Below are 20654 nucleotides of genomic sequence, written 5' to 3' on the forward strand. Positions count from 1 at the left end.
GCGAACCCAGTAACACGCCTAGTCGGGGCGTAGCGCAGTCCGGTAGCGCACTAGCATGGGGTGCTAGGGGTCGAGTGTTCGAATCACTCCGTCCCGACCATATTTTTCAATGATTTAGCCCAATCGGTAACGGTTGGGCTTTTTCATGTCCGGATTAAATGCCTTTCCCAGCATCCGTCACCATTTTTCATAATCATCACGCACCAAGGAAATTTCCCACATCCAACGCCAGTACCCGTTGTTACGCTCCCACTCTTTGACCTAACTTCAAGGAGTTACCTGATGACAAAACGTCTAGCTGCCGAGTTCTTCGGCACATTCTGGCTGGTACTGGGCGGTTGCGGCAGTGCCGTTCTGGCTGCCGCCTTCCCTGAGCTGGGCATCGGCTTTGTAGGCGTGGCGTTGGCATTTGGCTTGACGGTATTAACCATGGCCTACGCCGTCGGCCACATTTCCGGCGGTCATTTCAATCCGGCGGTCACTCTGGGTTTGCTCGCCGCGGGGCGTATTGATGGCAAGGACGTGGTGCCCTACATCCTCACTCAGGTTCTGGGTGCGATTGCAGCGGCCGGGGTGTTGTACCTGATCGCCAGCGGCAAGGCCGGGTTTGATGTGTCGGCGGGTTTTGCCACCAATGGTTATGGCGAGCACTCGCCGGGTGGCTTCTCGTTTCTGTCAGTGGTGGTCACCGAGTTTGTACTCACGGCGTTTTTCCTGCTGATCATCCTGGGTGTTACCGATAAAAAGGCGCCGGCCGGTTTTGCGCCGCTGGCCATCGGGTTTGCGTTGGTCTTGATTCACCTGATCAGTATTCCGGTGAGCAATACATCGGTTAACCCGGCGCGCAGTACGGGCGTGGCACTGTTTCAAGGCGATTGGGCGATGGCCCAGTTGTGGGTGTTCTGGGTGGTGCCTTTGCTCGGTGGCGTGTTTGGTGGGCTCGTGCACCGGTTCGTGTTGGCGACAAAACAGTAATCGCTCAGGCCACCTTTGCTCGGCGAGCGGACCGTGTTCTTCATGATCGAGCCGCCTTGTAACGGTTGCCCGGGCGCACCAAACCAAGGTTTTCGCGCAGTGTGGTGCCGGTGTATTCGCGACGAAACAAACCACGCCGCTGTAACTCAGGAACGACCAAACCGGCAAAATCCTCCAGCCCACCCGGCAAGTGCGGTACCAATATATTGAAGCCATCCGCCGCACCTTCTTCAAACCATCGCTGCAGCTCATCAGCGATCTGCACCGGTGTGCCGATCACGTTGTAATGACCGCGTCCACCGGCAATGCGTCGGCCCAGTTGCGCCAGCGTCAGTTGTTCGCGTTGGGCCAGTTCACTCAGCAGTTGCTGACGGCTGCGCTGTCCGCTGTCGGTCAAGGGTAGCTCGGGCAGCGGCTCATCCAGCGGGTAGCCGGACAGGTCGAAATTACCCAGCATGCGCCCCAGCAACGCCACTCCCACCTCGGGCTCGACCAGCGCCTGGAACGCTTCGAATTTGGCCTGGGCCAAGGCTTCGGTTTGGCCCACCACCACAAACACGCCCGGCATGATTTTCAGCGAATCGGCCTCGCGCTCGTATTGGCCCAGGCGAGCTTTGAGGTCGCTGTAGAAGGCCTGCGCGTCGGCCAGTGAGGTCTGCGCGGTAAACACCACTTCGGCGGTCTGCGCGGCCAGTTCACGGCCGGTTTCCGAGGAACCGGCCTGAACGATCACTGGCTGGCCCTGGGGCGAGCGCGCCACGTTCAGAGGGCCTTTGACCCGGAAATGTTCGCCCACATGGTCCAGCACATGGCGTTTACTTGGCTCGTAATAGCGCCCGCTGGCCTTGTCACGCACGAAAGCATCGTCGTCCCAGCTGTCCCACAATCCCGTCACCACCTGATGAAACTCCCGCGCGCGGCTGTAGCGTTCGGCATGCCCCAGGTGTTCGTCGCGACCGAAATTCAGCGCCTCGGCGGCGTTATCCGAGGTCACCAGGTTCCAGCCTGCACGGCCACCGGACAGGTGATCCAGCGAAGCAAATTTGCGCGCCACATGGTAGGGCTCGTTGTAGCTGGTGGTGGCGGTCGCGATCAGGCCGATGTGCTCGGTCACTGCACTGAGCGCCGAGAGCAGGGTGAGCGGCTCGAAATGATCTGAACGCGCCATCTGGCTGGCGACCTCGCCGGTGCCCGCGGCAATGCTGTCGGCCACGAACAGGGCGTCGAACTTCGCCGCTTCCGCCACCCGTGCCAAATGCTTGTATTGGGCGAAGTCCAGGCCAGCGTTCGCCGGTACGTCGGGGTGGCGCCAGGCGGCCACGTGGTGCCCCGTAGCCATCAGGAAGGCGCCGAGTTTGAGTTGACGGCTCATGCTAGAAATCCTTGCGCAGTTGCACGCCGAAGTAACGCTCATCGTCACGAGGCACGGCGCGGTAGATGTAGTTGCCGCCGCTGGCCAGCAGCGGTGAGTAGGATTTGTCGGCGAGGTTCTTCGCCAACAGCGCCACGCGCCAGCCGTTGGTGTAATCGGCCAGGGCCACGCTGGCGTTCCAGATGCCGTAGGCGCCTTGTTTGGTGTCCAGATTCTGGCTGATGTCGTACTGCACTTCGCTCTGCCAGCTGTAGTCAGTGCCCAGTTCGATATCCAGGCCGTTATCCAAGGGGATGCTGTAGTCGGCGCGCACGTAGCTTTTCCAGTCCGGGCTGAACGGCAGTGGCTTGCCATTGACGTCGCAGGTTGCCGCTGCGCCTGGCGGGCACGCGAACTGATCGATGCGCGCCCGGGTATAGGCCAGGGCGCCGGACAGCTTGAGTTGCTGGGTGGCTTGCAGGGCGTAATCGAGCTCGACGCCTTCGGTGCTGACGCTGCCAGCGTTGATCAGGCGTGTCACGACTTGGCCGGCGACGGTGTCGAAAAAGTTGGCTTGGTAGTTGTCGTAGTCACTGTGGAACACCGCCAGGTTGGTGGTCAGGCGGTTGTTCCAGGCAGTGGCCTTGATTCCGGCTTCCCAGGTATTGGAAGTCTCCGGCTTGAGCGCGTCGGTGTCGCGCGGCTGCATGTTGAAGAACACGTTATAGGCCGGGCCTTTGTAGCCGCGCGAGTAGGTGAGGTAGCTGGTCACGGTGTCGCTGATGTCGTACTGCACGCCCAGCCGCCCGGACCAACCGTCCTCGTCTACCGAACCAGAACTCGACGTCGCCGGTTGAATGCCGCTGACGGCAGTGGCAGAGGTGGACACGCGGCGATGGTCGTACTTCAAGTCGTCATGGGTGTAACGCAAACCGGCGATGCCGCGAAAGCGCGAGGTGAAGTTGAGCGTGGTCTCGCCGAACGCCGCGTAGCTGTCGCTGGTGGTGTTGTAGTCGGCAATGCCACGGTCGACACGCGTCGTGGTGGTGAGGGTGCGCTGGTAGGTTTCTTCATCCTTGCCATGCATGTAGAACAGGCCGCCGACGTACTCCAGGAACTCACCTTTGGGCGAGGCCAGGCGCAGCTCCTGGGAATACTGGTCGAACGCCAGCTCGCCTTTGTCGGCGGTGCCGGGGAACGCGGCAGTGACCGTGCCCAAGCGGTCGCCATCCTGATATTGAGTGTTGTCCCAGCCACGCCAGGCGGTGATCGAGGTGAGGGTGTAGTCGCCCAGGTTCCAGTCCAGCTGCGCCGACAAACCCTTGTTGGTGTCTTCCACATGGCTGCGGGTATCGGTGTTGATATCGCGGTTGTCACTTGAGGCACGCACTGGCCTCAAGGCACTGCTGAACGCCGGGCTCAGGGACTTGCTGACCACGCCATTGGGTGCGTCATCGTGGGATTGCATGTAGTCGGCGATCAGGGTCAGTGTCACGTCATCGTTAGGCGTGAATTCCAGCTTGCCGCGAATGCCCTTGTGGTTGTAACCGTTAACCTCTTGGCCATTGTGGCGGTTATCGACGTTACCGTCGTAGCTGCCGAACAAGGTGCTGACCGAACCCTTGAGCACCTCCGGCACCAGGCTGCCGCCGATGCCGAAGCGCGTGCGGCTTTCATTGCCGCTGTAGAACGACTGGTCGATAAAGCCGTGGGTCTGGGCAGTCGGCGCCTTACTGGTGATATTCAGCACACCGGCCGACGCGTTCTTGCCGAACAGCGTGCCTTGCGGGCCACGCAGCACCTCGATGCGCTCCAAGTCCAACAGGTCGAGCGTGGCCTGGCCGGGGCGCGCATAGACCACGCCGTCAATCACCGTGGCCACCGTTGGCTCAACGCCCGGCGAGGTAGAAATGGTGCCCACGCCACGCACGAACAGTGACGTGTCCTTGTTCGAAGCGCCGGTGCGAAAGTTCAGCGATGGCACCTGCTGCGCGATGCTCGCCACCCCGTTGCGATTGTCACGCTCCAGTTGCTCGCCCTCGAGCACCGAGACGGCCACCGGGACTTTTTGCAGCGATTCTTCGCGGCGGGTGGCGGTGACTGTCACGGATTGAAGCGTGGGTTCCTGCGCGTCAGCCGCAACAGCGCCGCAGACGGGCAAGGCGCAAAGGCCTGCCAGAAGCAACAAAGGGGTGTGCCGTGGAAAGTTATGCATGCTGTGCCCGCTCGAAAAAATACCCTGGTCCGCTGCGGTTCTGCGACCGTCAGCGCCTGTGAAAATGTCTTGGGCATTCGCTCGAGCGAGTAGCAGACAGTGCGCTTTGTTAGCGCTAACATCTGGATTATTGAAGGCGACCGTTTAGAGCGTCAAATACTAAAAAATTAGTTTTATATTCCTTTTTGAGGATTGTGCCGTGGACGAACACAAACCGCGCAAGCGCCGGGGCGCCGGCCGCGTCACCCTCAACACCGTGGCGCGCCAGGCCGGGGTGTCGGCCATTACCGTGTCGCGTTACTTCAACCAACCTGAACAGGTTTCGCCCGAGCGCCGTGAACGTATCGCCGAGGTAGTTGCGCAGTTGGGGTATGTGCCGAATCTGGTGGCCGGTGGATTGGCCTCCGCGCGCGGCAAAATCGTTGCGATGGTGATCCCGAATATCTCGGGACCGATTTTTGCCAATACGCTGCAGGGCTTCAGCGACACCCTCAGTCGTCACGGCTACCAGCTGTTGCTGGCCTCCAGCTATTTCAGCGTCGAGCAGGAGGAAAGCGCGGTGCGCGCTTTTCTCGGTTGGTCGCCGGCAGCGCTGGTGCTGACCAGCCGCTTTCACAGCCCAGGCACCGAGAAGATGATCGCCGAGGCAGATATACCGATCGTCGAAACCTGGGACTACGTGCCGGAACGCGCGCCGTTGCAAGTGGGTTTTTCCCATTACGAAGTGGGCGTCAGCGCCGCGCGCTACTTGCATGGCAAGGGCTATCGGCGCATCGCCTTCGTACAGAACAGCGCAGTAGGCGACTTCAGTGCGTTGGAGCGCCGCGATGGGTTTACCGCGACCCTTTCCGAGTTGGGTGTGCAGCCCTGGGTCTTTGTGCCGGACGCCGACCGCGCCCCCTTCGACGCCGGCAAGCAGGCCATGGAAGCGCTGATGGGGCAGGCGATCACGCCTGACGCGATTTTCTTCGCCAATGACAACCTCGCCGCTGGCGGTTTGCTGGCCGGTCAACGCGCCGGGCTGAGCATCCCCCAGGACTGCGCCGTATTGGGATTCGGCGACTACCCGTTTGCCCCCATGTTGCTGCCCAGCCTCAGCACCCTCCAGCCACCCGCGTTGGAGATTGGTGTACTCGCTGCCACACGCGTTCTGCAAAGTCTGGGTGTATTAGCCACCGATGCGGAAGTTAAGCGCTTGAATCTTTTGTATTGTCAGTTAATTGAAAGAGAGAGCACCTGAATGACCCGCCGTTATGGCTAAGTGCAACTAGTGGCTATTGGCTGCTAACGCTCTAAATCAGTGCATTTGGTAATGTTTTGTATTTAATTACCCCCTCATCCGGAACTAGGGCTATAACTTCCAGTCGATACACCCGGCTAACGCCTGCCTGGGCTATGGCGAACTAATGGCATTGTTCGGTAGTTCTAAATAGCCATACTTTTCGCAACGTTAGATATTCCTCAATGATGTCGTCAGCGCCCATCGATGCTTGCAAGATGCAGATCCCGCACACCGACCAGGTGTGCGCGTGGCTGATGCAGCATGCCGGGCTCAAAACCGCTGATCTGGAACGCGCCCAGCGTTTATCCACCGAGCCTGGCGACCTGCTCGGTTTACTCACGCGCTTGGGCTTGGTGTCTGAAATCGAACTGGCTCGCGCCTGGGCCGATTTGCTGAATGCGCCACTGCTGCTGGCCGACGCGGCGCCGCCGTTGCTCGACCCGCTTCCCGTGCTCACCGAGCGCTTCATGCGTCACTACCAGATAGTGCCCATGGGTTGGCAGCAGGGTGGGTTACGTGTGCTAGCCGCCAACCCGGCGCAGTGGTATCCGTTCCAGGCCCTGGCATACGCCTGTGAGGTGCCGGTGTGGCTGGCCATCGGTTCGCGTACTGAAGTCGACACGCTGATCGAGCGCTATTACGGCCAGGGCCGTTCCGCCATGGGCAGCCTGATCGAAAACCTCGATGAGCAGGGGGGCGCCCTGGAAGATATCGAACACCTCAAGGACATGGCTTCCGAAGCACCGGTGATTCGCTTGGTCAACCTGATCCTGCAGCGCGCGGTGGAACAGCGCGCTTCGGATATCCATATCGAACCCTTCGAAAACCAACTCAAGGTGCGCTACCGCATCGACGGTGTGTTACACGACGCCGAAGCGCCGCCGGCCAGTTCGTCGGCGGCGGTGATCTCGCGGGTGAAGATCATGGCGCGCCTGGACATTGCCGAACGGCGCCTGCCCCAGGACGGGCGCATCATGCTGCGTATTCAGGGCAAGGCGCTGGATCTGCGGGTGTCCACGGTGCCCACCAGCTTTGGCGAGTCGGTGGTGATGCGCCTGTTGGACCGGCAAACCGTGCAATTCAACTTCCCCAGCCTGGGCTTTGATGGCCCACGCCTGGCGGCCTTTCTGGACCTGTTGGCGCGGCCCTACGGCATCCTGTTGGTCACCGGGCCTACGGGCTCGGGCAAAACCACCACGCTCTACACCGCGTTGTCGCAGCTCAATACCGCTGAACGCAAGATCATCACCGTGGAAGACCCGGTGGAATATCAGCTTGAAGGGATTAACCAGATCCAGGTCAAGCCGGCCATCGGCCTGGACTTTGCCGGAGCGCTGCGCGCCATCGTGCGCCAGGACCCGGACGTGATCATGATCGGCGAAATCCGCGACCTGGAAACCTGCCGTATCGCCGTGCAGTCCTCCCTCACGGGTCACTTGGTGCTCTCAACCCTGCACACCAACAGCGCCGCGGCGAGCATCACGCGCTTGCTGGACATGGGCGTGGAAAGCTACCTGATTGCCTCCACGGTCAGCGGTATCCTCGCCCAGCGCCTGGTGCGCCGCCTGGACCCTGGCACGCGGGTGGCTTTCCAGGCCCCGCCGGAATTGATCCAGGAGCACGGCCTGGATCGCCTGACCGAGCAGCGTCCGATCCTGCTTTACCGCGGCGCTTATCACGGTCGCAGCGCCCTCACTGAATTGTTGGTAATGAACGACGAGTTGCGTGGCCTGCTGATGGGCCACGCCGACGCCGCCAGCCTCGAACACGCCGCCCGCCGCGCCGGTTTGCGCACCTTGTATGAAGACGGTTTGCGCCAGGCCCTTGCCGGTGTCACGTCCCTGGAAGAAGTGCTGCGCGTCACCCGTGGTGACGACGCGTGAGCCTGTTCAAGTTCCGCGCCCTGGACAGCCAGGGCGTGGCCCAGAACGGCACGTTGCAGGCCATTGACCAGGCGGCCGCTGTCGCCGTCTTGCATCAGCGCGGGTGGTTGCTACTGCACATCGAAACGGCCAGCGGCCCCTTGTTGCGCCAGGCACGCGGGCAGTTGAAGGGCGCAGCGCTGGTGAGTTTTACCCAGCAATTGGCCACGCTACTGGGCGCCGGCCAGCCCCTCGAGCGCGCTTTAAACCTGTTGCTCAAGCAAGCCCGTCATCCCCAGGTGCGGGCCTTGATCGAGCGTATCCGCGACCAGGTCAAGGCTGGCAAACCGCTGTCGGCGGCGCTGGAGGAGGAGGGCGGCACGTTTTCCCCGCTGTACCTGAGCATGGTGCGCGCCGGTGAAGCCGGCGGGGCGCTGGAAGGCACCCTGCGCCAGCTCAGCGACTACCTGGAGCGCAGCCAGTTGCTGCGCGGCGAGGTGATCAATGCGCTGATCTACCCGACCTTCCTGGTGGTGGGTGTACTGGGTTCCCTGGCGTTGTTACTGGCTTATGTGGTGCCGCAATTCGTGCCGATTTTTCAGGACCTTGGCGTACCGATTCCACTGATCACCCAGGTGATCCTGGGGCTCGGCGAGTTCCTCGGCGCCTACGGCCTGGTGGTGCTGGCCGGGTTGTCGATCAGTGGATGGGTCCTGGCGGCGCGCCTACGGGACCCCCTGCGCGGTGAGCGTTACGACCGTCACCTGCTGGGCATCCGCGTGATCGGCCCGCTGTTGCAACGGGTGCAAGCCGCCCGCCTGGCCCGCACCCTCGGCACGTTGCTGAGCAATGGCGTGGCGCTGCTGCCCGCGCTGGTGATCGCCCGGCAGGTTTGCAGCAACCGTGCGCTCCAGGCGCAAGTGGCGCTGGCGGCGCAACGGGTCAAGGGCGGCGGCACCCTGGCCGATGCGTTCGGTCGCCAGCCGCTGCTACCGGAGCTGGCGCTGCACATGATCGAAGTCGGCGAACAGGCCGGTGAACTGGACAGCATGCTGCTCAAGGTCGCCGACATCTTCGACGTCGAGGCCAAGCGCGCCATCGAACGCTTGCTCGCTGCACTGGTGCCGACCCTGACCGTGGTCATGGCGGTGCTGGTGGCGGTGATCATGCTGGCGATCATGCTGCCGCTGATGAGCCTCACCAGTCATATATGAACTTTCAAGGAGCAGAACCGATGAAAACCCGACACCGCCAAGGCGGCTTCACTCTTTTGGAAATGCTGGCGGTGATCGTGCTGCTGGGCATTGTCGCGACCATTGTGGTGCGCCAGGTCGGTGGCAATGTGGACAAGGGCAAGTACGGCGCAGGCAAGGCGCAACTGGCCAGTTTGAGCATGAAGATCGACAGCTACGCCCTGGACGTGGGCGCGCCGCCCAACAACCTGCAACAACTGCTCGACAAGCCCGCCAGTGCGTCCAACTGGGCCGGCCCCTACGCCAAGCCTTCGGAGCTGAAAGACCCGTTCGGCCATGGGTTTGGCTATCGCTTCCCCGGTGAGCACGGCGCCTTCGACCTGATCTTCTACGGCCAGGACGGCCAACCCGGCGGCGAGGGCTACAGTGCCGATCTGGGCAACTGGGAATAACCCGCCCGTGGCCCAGCGAGGCTTTACCCTGCTGGAGATGCTGGTGGTCATTCTATTGATCGGCATTGCGGCTGGGTTGTTGGGGCTGGGTGTACGGCAAGGGCTGCAGGTGGCCATGGAGCGCCGGGTGGTGGCGCAGATGGTCGAGGCCCTGCGCGCCACGCGGGCGAGCGCGATCGTCAGCGGCCAGACGGCGCACACTCAATTCGACCTCCAGGGCCGCACGTTCCAGGCGCCAGGGCGTGCGTCACAGCGGTGGCCGGCTCAGGTGCAGGTGACCTTGCACAGTGCCGAGCAGGCCGGGGCCGCCGTGGTGTTCTATCCCGACGGCAGTTCCACCGGCGGTAACCTGCTGCTGGCCAACGGTAGCCGGCGTTGGCGCATCGACATCGGCTGGCTCACCGGCAGTGTGCAGTCCAAGGCGCTGCCATGAAGCGCCAGGCCGGTTTCACCTTGCTGGAAATGCTCGCCGCCCTGACGTTGATGGCGGTGTGCAGCAGCGTGTTGCTGGTTGCCTTCGGCCAGAGCGCTCGCTCCTTGTCCCAGGTGGCCCACAGCGACCGCCTCACCCATGCGGCGCTTACGCTACTGGACCAGGAAGCTGCCGGCCCGCTGATTGAAGGAACCCGCCAAGGCGAACTTGACGGCATCCATTGGCAATTGACCAGTACCCGCCAACAGCCGCACCTGTTTCGTCTCGACCTTAACGTGCGTGAAGGCGCGCATCAGGCGCACTTCAGCACCTTGAAGGCACGCCTGTGAAGCGCCGTGAGCAGGGCTTCACGTTGCTGGAAGTGCTCGTGGTACTCAGCTTGCTGTCGGTGTTGTTGCTGCTGGTGAGCGCAGCGTTGCTGGGGGCCAATCGGGCGGTGGCCAAGGCTCAGGCCTACACTGCCAGCCTGGATGAAATGCGCGCTGCCCAACAGTTTTTGCGCACCTCAATCAGCGAGGCGCTGCCGTTAAAACTCACTGACGACGACAGCCAGGCCGAGGGTTTCTTGATCGGCACGCCGGAGCGGCTGCAGTTTGTAGCGACCTTGCCCGGTGTATTGGGCGGGGGGATCCAGCGCTTTACCCTGCAACGGGTCGGGCAGGATCTGCAGGTGGCTTTTTCGCAGAGGGCCTCCCACGCCAACGCGCAGCGCGATGAGCCGCAGGTGCTTTTGCATAACGTCGAGGCCCTGCAGTTCAGTTATCGCGGTATATCGCCACTGGGCCAACCCACCGACTGGTTGAGCCCGTGGCCCTGGCCCCGGCGCTTGCCCACAGCGGTGCGCATCGACGCCGCCGTCAACGGGCCGGTGCCGTGGGTTACTCAGGTGGTTGCGTTGCGCCTGAACCTGTCCAGCGCGAGCAGCGAAGAATGAAGCGCCAACGCGGTGCGGCCCTGTTGCTGGTGCTGTGGGTGCTGGCCTTGCTCAGCGTATTGCTGGGTGGACTGGCCGGGTGGGTGCAGCTGCAAAGTCGCCAGGCGCTGTGGCTGCGCCAGCACACCCAGACACTGTTGGCCGCCCAGGCCGGAATCGCACAGGTCATGGCGCAAGGGCAGTGGGTGGCGGACGGGCGTTCTATTGCGCTGACCTTCGACGACGCCCGCTTACAGGTCAGTGTGCGCAGTGAGCGCGGCAAGCTGTACCTGGTCAACGCCGCTCTCCAAGACGTCACGCGCCTGGCCCTGGCCTGCGGTGCTACAGCGGCCCAGGCTCAGCAGTTGGCCAAGGCCCTTGAGACGCGCCGCCAACAGGGCCTGGCGCCGTTTCGGGTGCTGGAAGAGGTGCGTCAACTCCCCGGCATGACCCAGGCGCTCTACAGCCAATTGCTGCCTGAAATCACCTTGTGGAGCGACCTCGACCGGCCTGCTCCGGCATTCGCAAGCCCCCTGATGCGCAAGGCGTTGAACCTGCCACGCCAGGACGCCGAGGGCGTCGACCCCGGCCAGGTGGTGGAAATCGACAGCCGCGCCGAGCGCCCCGGCGGCTATCAGGCACGCCTGCGACTCACCCTTTTATTGAGCCCTGCGGAGGACAGCGCACAGCCCTATCGGGTGGTGCGGTGGCAAGAATGATTCAACTCGAACCGATTGCCCGCTATTGGCGCGCCAGCCTGCTGCAACAAGGCTGGCGCTTGTGGCTCACGGAGTTACGCGGCTGTGTGCCGAAGTGGCTGGCGTTCCAGGAGCCGCCTGAGCAGGTTCATCACTGGCCGCTGACGGCGCCGGTGGTGCCAGGCAATGCGCGCCAGGTGCTGATGCTTGCCCCCGACGCGGTGTTGCAGCAAAGCGTGCAACTGCCTCTGGCCGCTGCACGTAACCTCATGGAAGTAGTTGGCTATGAACTGGACCGCTACACCCCGTTTGACGCCGAGCAGCTCTACTTCGTCGCCCGTCAGGAGCGGCGCACACCTGGCCACCTGGAGGTGAGGGTGGTGGCGATCCTGCGCGAGCGCCTGGACCAGATTCTCACCGACTGCGCTGCCCTCGGCCTGTACCCGCACCGCGTGGATGTGGCGGGCTTGGGTATTGATCTGCTGCCCGCGCCGTTACGCCCGCGTTCGCGTTCCGCCGGCAAGCAATTGCAGCGCAGCCTGCCGTGGTTGTGCGGCGCGTTGCTGATCGCGGCGATGCTGTTGTGGCTCAACGACCGCCAGCGGGTACTCGACAGCATGCGCGCCACTGTCCAACAGCAAAAAGCCGAGGTCGCCCAGGTGCACGCCCTGCGCCAGCAACTGCTCAATACCCGTGGTGCGGCGCAGTACCTGTCCCAGCGTAAACGGGCGCAACCACCCCTGGCCGCGCTGCTGAATGACTTGACCAGTTGCCTGCCCGCCGACACCTGGCTCGACCAATTGGACGTCAAGGACGGCGAGGTGAGTTTCTCCGGCCAGAGCGCCAAGGCCAGTGGCCTGATCAGCCGCATCAAAGGCTGCCAGCGCTTGGACAACGCACAGTTCGAAGGGGTGATCCAACCCGACGCACGCACCGGCAAGGACCAGTTTGCCTTGCGTGCCCACTTACGCCAGGAGGCCGCCGATGCGCCGACCCCTCACACCCCGTGAACGCCGCGGCGCCGCCTTGTTGACCCTGGCTTTGGTGCTCGGCGCGGCCTATTGGCTGTTGATCGACAGCTGGTTCGCCGGCCCGCTGCGGGCCATGGGTGAACAGGCCGAACAGTTGCGTGAACAGCAGCAGCGCTATGCCAGCGTCATACGCCAGGGCGATGCGTTGCGCAAACAACTGGCGCAAGCACAGCAAGACCCGGCCAGCAGCGCCAGCCTGTTGCCGGGGGACGACCCGGACGTGGTCGCCGCCGACCTGATGCAGCGTCTTGCCGACCTGATCAACAGCCACGCCAACCTCGGCGGCGGCTGCAACCTCACCCAGCGCAAGCCGATCACGCCTGAACAGGACGACAGCGAGCCCTATCGTCAGGTCAAGGTCAGCCTCACGCTCAATTGCGCCATCGAACCGCTGACCGCGATCCTGCATGGGCTGGAATATCAGCCGCCTTTTCTGTTCGTCGATGAGCTGCATATTCGTCGTGACAAACTGGCGCCGGCCAATGGCGGGGCAGGCAAGCTGGCGGTGCAACTGCTGGTACGCGGCTACCTGCAACCGGCGCGGGTGGCACCATGATCGGCCCCTTGCGTCCTCTGGAATGGGGTTGGCTCGGCGTGGCCGCGCTTTTGGGGTTGTTGATGGCGATGATCCTCAGCAGCATCGGCGATGCCCCGCGGTGGTTACCCGATGCGCCGGTGCATGCGCCGCCCTCGTTCCAGGTGCAGGCCGCGCCCACGCCGGCGTTGCAAGACCTTGCTGGCACTTGGCAAACGCCGCTGTTCAGCCCGGATCGCCGCCCAGACCGGGAGGTGGGTAAAACCCAGGTGGCGAGCCTGGCCAACCTGACCCTCAGCGGCATCCTGATCACCGGCAACCTGCAAATGGCCATGCTCAAGCAAGCCGGTGGCCCCACGCTCACGGTGCGCTTGGGCCAGGCGTTGCCCAACGGCTGGCGCCTGGAACACCTGACCCCGCAATACGCCCGTTTTGCCCTGGACGGGCGCACCCAGACCCTGAGCCTCTACGGTAAGCGGCTACCCCTGATCTCACATCCCCGCGAGTCTCTCCCTTGATCGATATGCGCACTTCGCTGTTTTGCCTGGCTACCGCCGTCTCCCTGGGCGGCTGTGGCTCTTTGCCCGACACCCTCGACCCGGACGACGAGCTGCTGCACGAGGCCCTGCAGGGCACCGGCGCGCAACGCCCGCCGCTTCAGACGCCTGTGGCCCAAAGCCCTCCACCTGCCACCCAGGCCCCGCCACAGCGCCAGTTGATTCGCGGCAATCAAGCGTTCGTGCGCCAGCCCAAGGCGCCTGTAAACGTGCCGGAGCAGGGCGGCGACATCGTGTTCAACTTCGCCGGCCAGCCCATCGAGGCCGTGATCAACAGTGTGATGGGCGACCTGCTGCACGAGAACTACAGCATCGCCGAGGGCGTGAAAGGTACTGTCAGCTTCTCCACTTCCAAACCGGTGGACAAACAGCAAGCGCTGTCGATTCTCGAAACCCTGCTGTCCTGGACCGACAACGCCATGATCAAACAGGGCAACCGCTATGTGGTCCTGCCGGCTAACCAGGCAGTGGCGGGCAAGTTGGTGCCGCAGATGCGCGTGGCGCAACCGGCCAGCGGCCTCTCGGCACGTCTGTTTTCACTGCGCTATATCTCGGCCACCGAGATGCAGAAACTGCTCAAACCCTTCGCCCGTGAAAACGCTTTTTTGTTGGTGGACCCGGCGCGCAATGTGCTGAGCCTGGCCGGCACGCCTGAAGAACTGGCCAACTACCAGGACACGATCGACACCTTCGATGTGGACTGGCTCAAGGGTATGTCGGTGGCGGTGTTTGGCCTGCAACGCGCCTCGGTAGCCGAGCTGATGCCCGAGCTGCAAGCCATGTTCGGCACGGACAGTGGCACACCCCTGGCCGGCATGCTGCGGTTCTTGCCGGTGGAGCGCACCAACTCGGTGGTGGCGATTTCTTCCCAGCCCCAGTACCTCAGCGAAGTGGGCGACTGGATCCGCACCATCGACGAGGGCGGCGGCAACGAGCCGCAGATGTATGTGTACGACGTGCGCAATATGAAGGCCGCCGACCTCGCCAAGTACCTGCGGCAGATCTACGGCAACGGCGCGATCAAGGATGACGCCCCGGCGAAGGTAGCGCCGGGCTTGCGTACCACCACCTTGTCCTCGTCCACCAGCGCCGGTTTGCAGGCCAACGCGCCCGTGCCCGCAGCCGAAGAACCTGAAGCCGAGCCTGCCGAAATCACCCCTGCATCGCCCACCAGCGACCTCGAAGCGGGCACGCGCATCACCGCGCAAAAGAGCAGCAACCAACTGCTGGTGCGCACCCGCCCGGCGCAGTGGAAAGAGATCGAAGCGGCGATCAAACGCCTCGACAACCCACCGCTGCAAGTGCAGATCGAAACTCGCATCCTGGAGGTTAAGCTCACCGGCGAACTGGACCTGGGCGTGCAGTGGTACCTGGGCCGCCTGGCCGGTAATTCCACCAGCACCACGGTGGCCAACGCCTCCGGCAGTCAAGGCGCCCTGGGCGGTGGCGGGGCAGGGCTGGGGGCGGCGGACTCGTTGTTCTATTCCTTCGTCAGCTCCAACCTGCAAGTGGCCCTGCATGCCCTGGAAACCAACGGCCGCACCCAGGTGCTGTCGGCGCCATCGCTGGTGGTGATGAACAACCAGCCGGCGCAGATCCAGGTGGGGGACAACATTCCCATCAGCCAGACCACCGTCAATACCGGCGACGCCGACACCACCTTGAGCAGTGTCGAATATGTGCAGACGGGGGTGATTCTGGATGTGGTGCCGCGCATCAATCCGGGTGGGCTGGTGTACATGGATATTCAGCAACAGGTCAGTGATGCTCAGAACCCGACGGGGAGCAGTGAGACGCCGGTGAACCCACGCATCTCCACGCGCTCGGTGTCGACCCAGGTGGCGGTTCAGAGTGGCCAGACAGTGTTGCTCGGTGGGTTGATCAAGCAGGACAACGCGGAGCGTGTCAGTGCCGTGCCTTACCTGGGGAAGATTCCGGGGTTGCGCTGGTTGTTTGGCAATACCGGCAAGTCCAAGGACCGCACGGAGCTGATTGTGCTGATTACGCCGAGGGTGATTACCAGCAGCAGCCAGGCGCGGCAGGTGACGGATGATTATCGCCAGCAGATGCAGCTGTTGCGGCCGGCTCAGTGATCCTGGCTGCACCGAGTACCAATGTGGGAGGGGGCTCGCTCCCGATGGTGGCCTGACAGCCCGCGATCAAAAATGTGGGAGCTGGCTTGCCTGCGATGACGGCCTAACAGGCGACGCAGTTATACCGGGTACATATCCATTCCTGCGGTCACGGCCACTTAGGTTTCCGCCCTGACGGCGGCTCACTTTGCAAAAGCGGCAAAGTAAGCAAAACGCTCTTGCCCCACCACTCGGCACCTCGCTTGGGCTCGGTGTGCCCGTAATTCGCCAGTGATTTGGGGGGCCGCCGCCACGCGCCATCCATGGCGCGGGGCGGCTAAACCGGCATCCCTGCCGGTTTACCCCCCAAATCCCTGTCGAATTCCGGCCAGCGTGGTTTAACGGGGCGCCTGAGATCAAGATCACAAGCAGATCAAGATCAAGAGCGGCTCGCTTCGCATCGTAGTTACCGTTGCGGTGGGGGCGTGTCAGTGAATGTATTTTGACTGGCCCACGGTCATCGGTAGTACGCCCCCTCCCACATTTTTAGCGTTTTGCGCGCTCAGATTAAAAATCATTTTTATGAATAATTATTTTTAAAAATAATGAAAGTAGAGAATATTAGCTTATGCCCAAATAGCATTATATTTTTAAAATCCATTCCGTTATGTTTGATCCCAACAGCCTACCCCTGACCTCGGATGGTACCCAGCGTGATTCAGATTCTGCGCGCCTGACCGGGTAATCCTCCCGCCGCCGCAGAGTCGTTGGACGGGAGCTCAACGCATGTTGCCACTTCAAACCCCTCGCTTGCCCCACACCTAGCCCACGCCGTATCGCCCCTTTGAACATCGGCCCCGCCGCGCCTGGCGCGTGCCTGCTCGACTTTGCGATTTGGAAAAAGCTGGGAATGGATATGAAGCACATTCTGCAACCTACTGCTGCCCTGACCCTGTCGCTGTTCGCCGCAGCTTCGCAGGCCCAGGAAGACAGCACTTTGTCTACGGTCGTTGTGACCGGCAACCGTGGCGCCGAGCAGCGTACGGTCACCAGCAGCCCGGTGCCGATTGACGTGGTCAGCGCCCGGCAATTGCAAAACACCGGCAAGCCCGGGTTGATGGAGGCGTTGAGCGCGGTGATCCCGTCGCTGACCCTGCCGGAAAAAACCGGTTGGGACGCCAGCGGCATTGCCCGGGCACCGAACCTGCGGGGTTTGAGCGCCGCCGAAGTGTTGGTGCTGGTCAACGGCAAGCGCCGCCACACCAGTGCCACCTTGAATATCAACGGCATTAACACCGGCGCGGCGCCGGCTGATCTGGACCTGATCCCCATCAGCGCCATCGACCATGTCGAAGTGCTGCGCGATGGTGCGGCTGCCCAATACGGGTCTGACGCCATCGCAGGGGTGATCAACGTGATCCTCAAGGCCGACACCCGCGGTACCTCGGTGACCCACGCCGGCCTTGGCTACGACGGCAAGAAACAGACCGTGCAGCAAAGCCTCAACAAGGGCTTCGAAATCGGCAACGGCGGCATCGTGCAACTGGCCCTGGATGCGCGCAGCCAGAACGATGACAACAAGGCCAGCGCCAACGGCTACACCTATGAGCAAGCCTATGGCCTGGCGGGCAAGTCCACCTATGGCGGCTACGGTACGCCCAAGACCAACCTGCTGACCCTGGGCTACAACGCCGAGTTGCCGATCGACGACAGCCTCAGCCTCTATTCCTTCACCACCTACTCGCGACGCAAGGCCGAGCAGGGGCAGAACTTCCGCCTGCCGACCATCACCAACACCATCACTAGCGGGCCCAACGGTTACCCGGCCGGGTACACCCCCACCTGGTACATCGACGAGGACGACTTCCAGGCGGCGTTCGGTGGCAAGGGCATTGTGGGCGAGTGGGACTGGGACTTGTCTACCACCTATGGGCGCAACGAAGCGGAGCAGGGCACCACCCATAACCAGAACCCTTCCCTGGGCCAAGCCACCCCGAACAGCTTCACCTCCGGCACCTGGATTTCCACCGAGCTGACCACCAACCTGGACTTCAAGCGTGGCTTCGACATCGGACTGCAAAAGCCCTTGGACCTGTCCTACGGCTTCGAGCATCGGCGCGACACCTACGAGGTGCAAGCCGGTGATTACGCGTCCTATGCCAATGGCGGTTACTGCGTGGCGCCGGGTAACTGCGCATCGTCCGGGGCGCAGGTCACCAATGGTATTTCACCGGACGAAGAAAGCAGCGCCTCGCGCAACAGCCTGGCCGGTTATGTGGACGTGGGTTTCAACCCCTTGCCTAACTGGTACGTCGGCACAGCGGTGCGTTATGAGCATTACAACGAGGGCGTGGGCGCCACCCGCAGCGGCAAGCTGACCACCCGCTACGACTTCACCCCGCAGTTCGCAGTGCGCGCCACGGTGAGCAATGGCTTTCGTGCGCCGTCCCTGGCCAACAGCCTGTTCAGTGCGCGCTCCACCACCTATGGCGTCGTCGATGGGGTGTATCAGTCGATCAACTATGGCGTGCTGCCGGTGGGTTCGGCGGCGGCCCAGGCACTAGGCGCGCAGGAGCTCAAGCCCGAGCGCTCTACCAACTTCAGCCTCGGTTTCACGCTCACACCCACCGACCGCCTGAGTTTCACCGCCGATGCCTACGTGATCAACCTGCGTGACCGCATTACCCTTACCGGCACCTTGCTGGGCCCGGAAGTCACCCAGGTGCTGCAGAACAACGGCATCAACTCCACCTCCGGCGGCCAGTACTTTATCAACGGTGCCGACACTCGCACCAAAGGCCTGGACTTGGTCAGCAGCTACAACCAGGACCTGGGCGCGTTCGGCGCGCTGAAGTGGACCGCAGCGTTCAACTGGAACCAGACCAACATCCTCAACTACAGGGCATCTACCGACATCCTCGGCACCTCCTACGACCTGATGGACCGCCAGGCGCGCAACCTGATCACCGGCGTGCAACCCAACACCAAGCTGATCCTGGGCGGTGACTGGCGCATCGAACGCTTCAATCTCAACCTGGCCCTGACCCGCTACGGCTCGTACAAGGAAGTGAACTCATCGGCCAATCGTGACCTGGACCGGGTCTACAACGCCCGCTGGATCACCGACCTCGACCTTGGCTACAGCCTCACCAAAGACCTGAACATCGCCATCGGCGCCAAGAACCTGTTCGACCTCTATCCCAAGAAACAAGGGGTGCCGAGCAGCACCATGGTTGCCAGCTACGGCACCTATTCGCCCTACGGTTTTACCGGCGGGTATTACTACACCCGGCTGACTTACGCCTTCTGAGGCCTGCGAGGAAAAGAACATGCCCATTGTCGCCAAACCCTATGACCTGCTGAATGAAGTCAGCGCCCAACCGCTGCACCAGCGCCGTGCCGCCACGCCGATCAAGGCGTTGCGCGTGGTGCCGGCCCGGCACCCCTGGCGCTGGGCCGGGTCGATTTTCGCCGCGCTGGTATTACTCGCCATCGTGCACTCTCTGGCCACCAACCCGCGCTGGGAATGGGGGGTGTTCGGCCAGTGGTTTTTTTCGCCCTCGGTGCTGCGCGGGCTGGGCCAGACGTTGCTGCTGACGCTGCTGAGCACAGTGTTCAGCATCCTGCTGGGCACCGCGTTGGCCCTGGCGCGGCTGTCGGGTTCGCCGTTGCTGGCGGCGTTGGCCTGGGGCTATATCTGGTTCTTCCGCTCGATGCCGGCCCTGCTGGTGCTGATCATCCTCTACAACTTTGCCTACCTGTACGACCACATCGTGCTAGGCGTGCCGTTCACCGACCTGGTGTTCGTCGAGTGGTCGACGGTGGATGTGCTCAGCCAATTCACCGTGGCCGTCCTGGGCTTGAGCCTGATGCAGGCGGCCTACGCGGCGGAGATCATTCGCGGTGGGCTGATTGGCGTGGATGCCGGCCAGCATGAAGCGGCGGCGGCCTTGGGGTTGCCGGCCTCTCGACGCATCTTCCGGATCATTTTGCCCCAGGCGCTGCGCTCGATCTTGCCGTCGGGGTTCAATGAAATCATCGGCCTGGTCAAGGGCACCTCGATTGTCTACGTGCTGGCCTTGCCCGAGCTGTTCTACACCGTGCAGGTCATCTACAACCGCACCCAGGCGGTGATCCCGTTGCTGATCGTCGCCACGGTCTGGTACTTGATCATCACCACCGCGCTCACCAGCGCCCAGTACTACGTCGAGCGCCACTTCGCCCGGGGCACCGCGCGGGTGCTGCCACCCACGCCGCTGCAGCGCGTGCGCCGCTGGTTCAAGGAGAAGGCCCATGCCTGAAGCACGCGCCGGGCGCATTCAGATCCAGGGCGTGGGCAAGCGCTTTGGCAACCAGCAGGTACTCGATCATATCGACCTGAGCATCGACCCTGGCAAGGTCACGGTGATCCTCGGGCCGTCCGGCTCGGGCAAGTCCACCTTGCTGCGCACCATCAACCACTTGGAGAAGATCGACAGCGGGCATATCACCATCGACGGTGAATACGTCGGCTATCGGCGCAAAGGCGACCTGCTGTTTGAACTCACCGAACGCGAGATCCTCAAGCGCCGTATCGACGTGGGCTTTGTGTTCCAGAACTTCAACCTGTTTCCCCACCTCACTGCCTGGGAAAACATCGCCGAAGCGCCCCTGGCGCACAAGCGCTGGAGCCGGGTGCAGGCCCGTGACAAGGCCGATGAACTGCTCGCCAAGGTCGGCCTGGCGGACAAGGCCGACGCTTACCCGCGCCAGCTTTCCGGCGGCCAACAGCAACGCGTCGCCATCGCCCGGGCCTTGGCGCTCGACCCCAAAGTGCTGCTGTTCGACGAGCCCACCTCGGCCCTCGACCCGGAACTGGTGGGCGAGGTGCTGGACGTGATCAAGGGCCTGACCCAACTGGGTGTGACCCTGGTGATCGTCACCCATGAGATCGGCTTTGCCCGCGAAGTGGCCGACCACGTGGTGTTCCTCTGCGACGGTCAACTGATCGAAGAAGGCCCGCCCGAACAAATCTTGCGCCAACCCCGACATCCCCGCACCCAGGCCTTTCTCGGCAAAGTGCTTTAGTTCAAGGAGTGACTGCCC

Annotated in this window: 18 protein-coding genes and 1 tRNA gene; 17 read left to right on the forward strand and 2 right to left on the reverse strand. The window is 62.7% G+C overall.

Going from position 1 to position 20654, the window contains the following annotated elements; all coding sequences use genetic code 11:
• Positions 1 to 23: 23 nt before the first annotated feature.
• Both MF6394_RS14480 and aqpZ read left to right on the forward strand, forming a co-directional pair.
• Positions 24 to 100 (forward strand) — tRNA-Pro (locus MF6394_RS14480).
• Positions 101 to 282: 182 nt separating this feature from the next.
• Positions 283 to 975, forward strand: a complete 693-nt coding sequence (gene aqpZ, locus MF6394_RS14485; RefSeq protein ID WP_078466921.1) for an aquaporin Z — start codon at positions 283 to 285, stop codon at positions 973 to 975.
• 40 nt (positions 976 to 1015) lie between these two features.
• Here the strand turns inward: aqpZ and MF6394_RS14490 are convergent, their stop codons facing one another.
• Positions 1016 to 2347 (reverse strand): LLM class flavin-dependent oxidoreductase, encoded by a 1332-nt coding sequence (locus MF6394_RS14490; RefSeq protein WP_078466922.1) that lies wholly within the window; start codon positions 2345 to 2347, stop codon positions 1016 to 1018.
• A 1-nt stretch (position 2348) separates the two neighbouring features.
• Entirely contained in the window at positions 2349 to 4541 is a 2193-nt protein-coding gene (locus tag MF6394_RS14495; RefSeq protein WP_078466923.1) for a TonB-dependent receptor, read from the reverse strand.
• Between the two features lie 199 nt (positions 4542 to 4740).
• Between MF6394_RS14495 and MF6394_RS14500 the strand changes: the two genes are divergently transcribed.
• The 15 genes from MF6394_RS14500 to MF6394_RS14570 all read left to right on the forward strand — a co-directional run bounded on the left by MF6394_RS14500 (position 4741) and on the right by MF6394_RS14570 (position 20636).
• Positions 4741 to 5781 carry a LacI family DNA-binding transcriptional regulator gene (locus tag MF6394_RS14500; RefSeq protein WP_078466924.1) on the forward strand — a complete coding sequence of 347 codons (1041 nt, stop codon included), beginning with the start codon at positions 4741 to 4743 and terminating at the stop codon, positions 5779 to 5781.
• 227 nt (positions 5782 to 6008) lie between these two features.
• Positions 6009 to 7706 carry a GspE/PulE family protein gene (locus tag MF6394_RS14505; protein WP_177345142.1) on the forward strand — a complete coding sequence of 566 codons (1698 nt, stop codon included), beginning with the start codon at positions 6009 to 6011 and terminating at the stop codon, positions 7704 to 7706.
• Positions 7703 to 8899: a type II secretion system inner membrane protein GspF gene (gene gspF / locus MF6394_RS14510; protein WP_078466926.1), complete on the forward strand. Its 1197-nt coding sequence runs from the start codon at positions 7703 to 7705 to the stop codon at positions 8897 to 8899. The genes MF6394_RS14505 and gspF overlap by 4 nt, the downstream gene beginning before the upstream one ends.
• A gap of 20 nt (positions 8900 to 8919) precedes the next feature.
• Positions 8920 to 9330: a type II secretion system major pseudopilin GspG gene (gspG, locus tag MF6394_RS14515; RefSeq protein ID WP_019821138.1), complete on the forward strand. Its 411-nt coding sequence runs from the start codon at positions 8920 to 8922 to the stop codon at positions 9328 to 9330.
• A 7-nt stretch (positions 9331 to 9337) separates the two neighbouring features.
• Entirely contained in the window at positions 9338 to 9763 is a 426-nt protein-coding gene (locus MF6394_RS14520) for a type II secretion system protein (protein WP_078466927.1), read from the forward strand.
• Positions 9760 to 10092 (forward strand): type II secretion system protein, encoded by a 333-nt coding sequence (locus MF6394_RS14525; RefSeq protein ID WP_069556981.1) that lies wholly within the window; start codon positions 9760 to 9762, stop codon positions 10090 to 10092. The genes MF6394_RS14520 and MF6394_RS14525 overlap by 4 nt, the downstream gene beginning before the upstream one ends.
• Entirely contained in the window at positions 10089 to 10697 is a 609-nt protein-coding gene (locus MF6394_RS14530) for a prepilin-type N-terminal cleavage/methylation domain-containing protein (protein ID WP_078466928.1), read from the forward strand. The genes MF6394_RS14525 and MF6394_RS14530 overlap by 4 nt, the downstream gene beginning before the upstream one ends.
• Positions 10694 to 11395, forward strand: coding sequence for a hypothetical protein (locus MF6394_RS14535; RefSeq protein ID WP_047711282.1), 702 nt, complete (start codon positions 10694 to 10696; stop codon positions 11393 to 11395). Before MF6394_RS14530 ends, MF6394_RS14535 begins: the two co-directional genes overlap by 4 nt.
• Positions 11392 to 12384 (forward strand): PilN domain-containing protein, encoded by a 993-nt coding sequence (locus tag MF6394_RS14540; RefSeq protein WP_078466929.1) that lies wholly within the window; start codon positions 11392 to 11394, stop codon positions 12382 to 12384. The genes MF6394_RS14535 and MF6394_RS14540 overlap by 4 nt, the downstream gene beginning before the upstream one ends.
• Positions 12359 to 12961, forward strand: coding sequence for a type II secretion system protein GspM (gene gspM, locus MF6394_RS14545; RefSeq protein WP_047711280.1), 603 nt, complete (start codon positions 12359 to 12361; stop codon positions 12959 to 12961). Before MF6394_RS14540 ends, gspM begins: the two co-directional genes overlap by 26 nt.
• Complete coding sequence (locus MF6394_RS14550) at positions 12958 to 13458, forward strand: general secretion pathway protein GspN (protein ID WP_047711279.1); 501 nt, start codon at positions 12958 to 12960, stop codon at positions 13456 to 13458. The genes gspM and MF6394_RS14550 overlap by 4 nt, the downstream gene beginning before the upstream one ends.
• A gap of 5 nt (positions 13459 to 13463) precedes the next feature.
• Positions 13464 to 15590 (forward strand): type II secretion system secretin GspD, encoded by a 2127-nt coding sequence (gene gspD / locus MF6394_RS14555; RefSeq protein ID WP_078466930.1) that lies wholly within the window; start codon positions 13464 to 13466, stop codon positions 15588 to 15590.
• A gap of 895 nt (positions 15591 to 16485) precedes the next feature.
• Positions 16486 to 18879 (forward strand): TonB-dependent receptor plug domain-containing protein, encoded by a 2394-nt coding sequence (locus MF6394_RS14560; RefSeq protein ID WP_078466968.1) that lies wholly within the window; start codon positions 16486 to 16488, stop codon positions 18877 to 18879.
• A 19-nt stretch (positions 18880 to 18898) separates the two neighbouring features.
• Positions 18899 to 19870 carry an amino acid ABC transporter permease gene (locus MF6394_RS14565; protein WP_047711277.1) on the forward strand — a complete coding sequence of 324 codons (972 nt, stop codon included), beginning with the start codon at positions 18899 to 18901 and terminating at the stop codon, positions 19868 to 19870.
• Complete coding sequence (locus tag MF6394_RS14570) at positions 19863 to 20636, forward strand: amino acid ABC transporter ATP-binding protein (protein WP_047711276.1); 774 nt, start codon at positions 19863 to 19865, stop codon at positions 20634 to 20636. The genes MF6394_RS14565 and MF6394_RS14570 overlap by 8 nt, the downstream gene beginning before the upstream one ends.
• Positions 20637 to 20654 lie beyond the last annotated feature (18 nt).

Source organism: Pseudomonas sp. MF6394 (assembly GCF_002018845.1).
GTDB classification, from domain to species: Bacteria; Pseudomonadota; Gammaproteobacteria; order Pseudomonadales; family Pseudomonadaceae; genus Aquipseudomonas; species Aquipseudomonas lactis.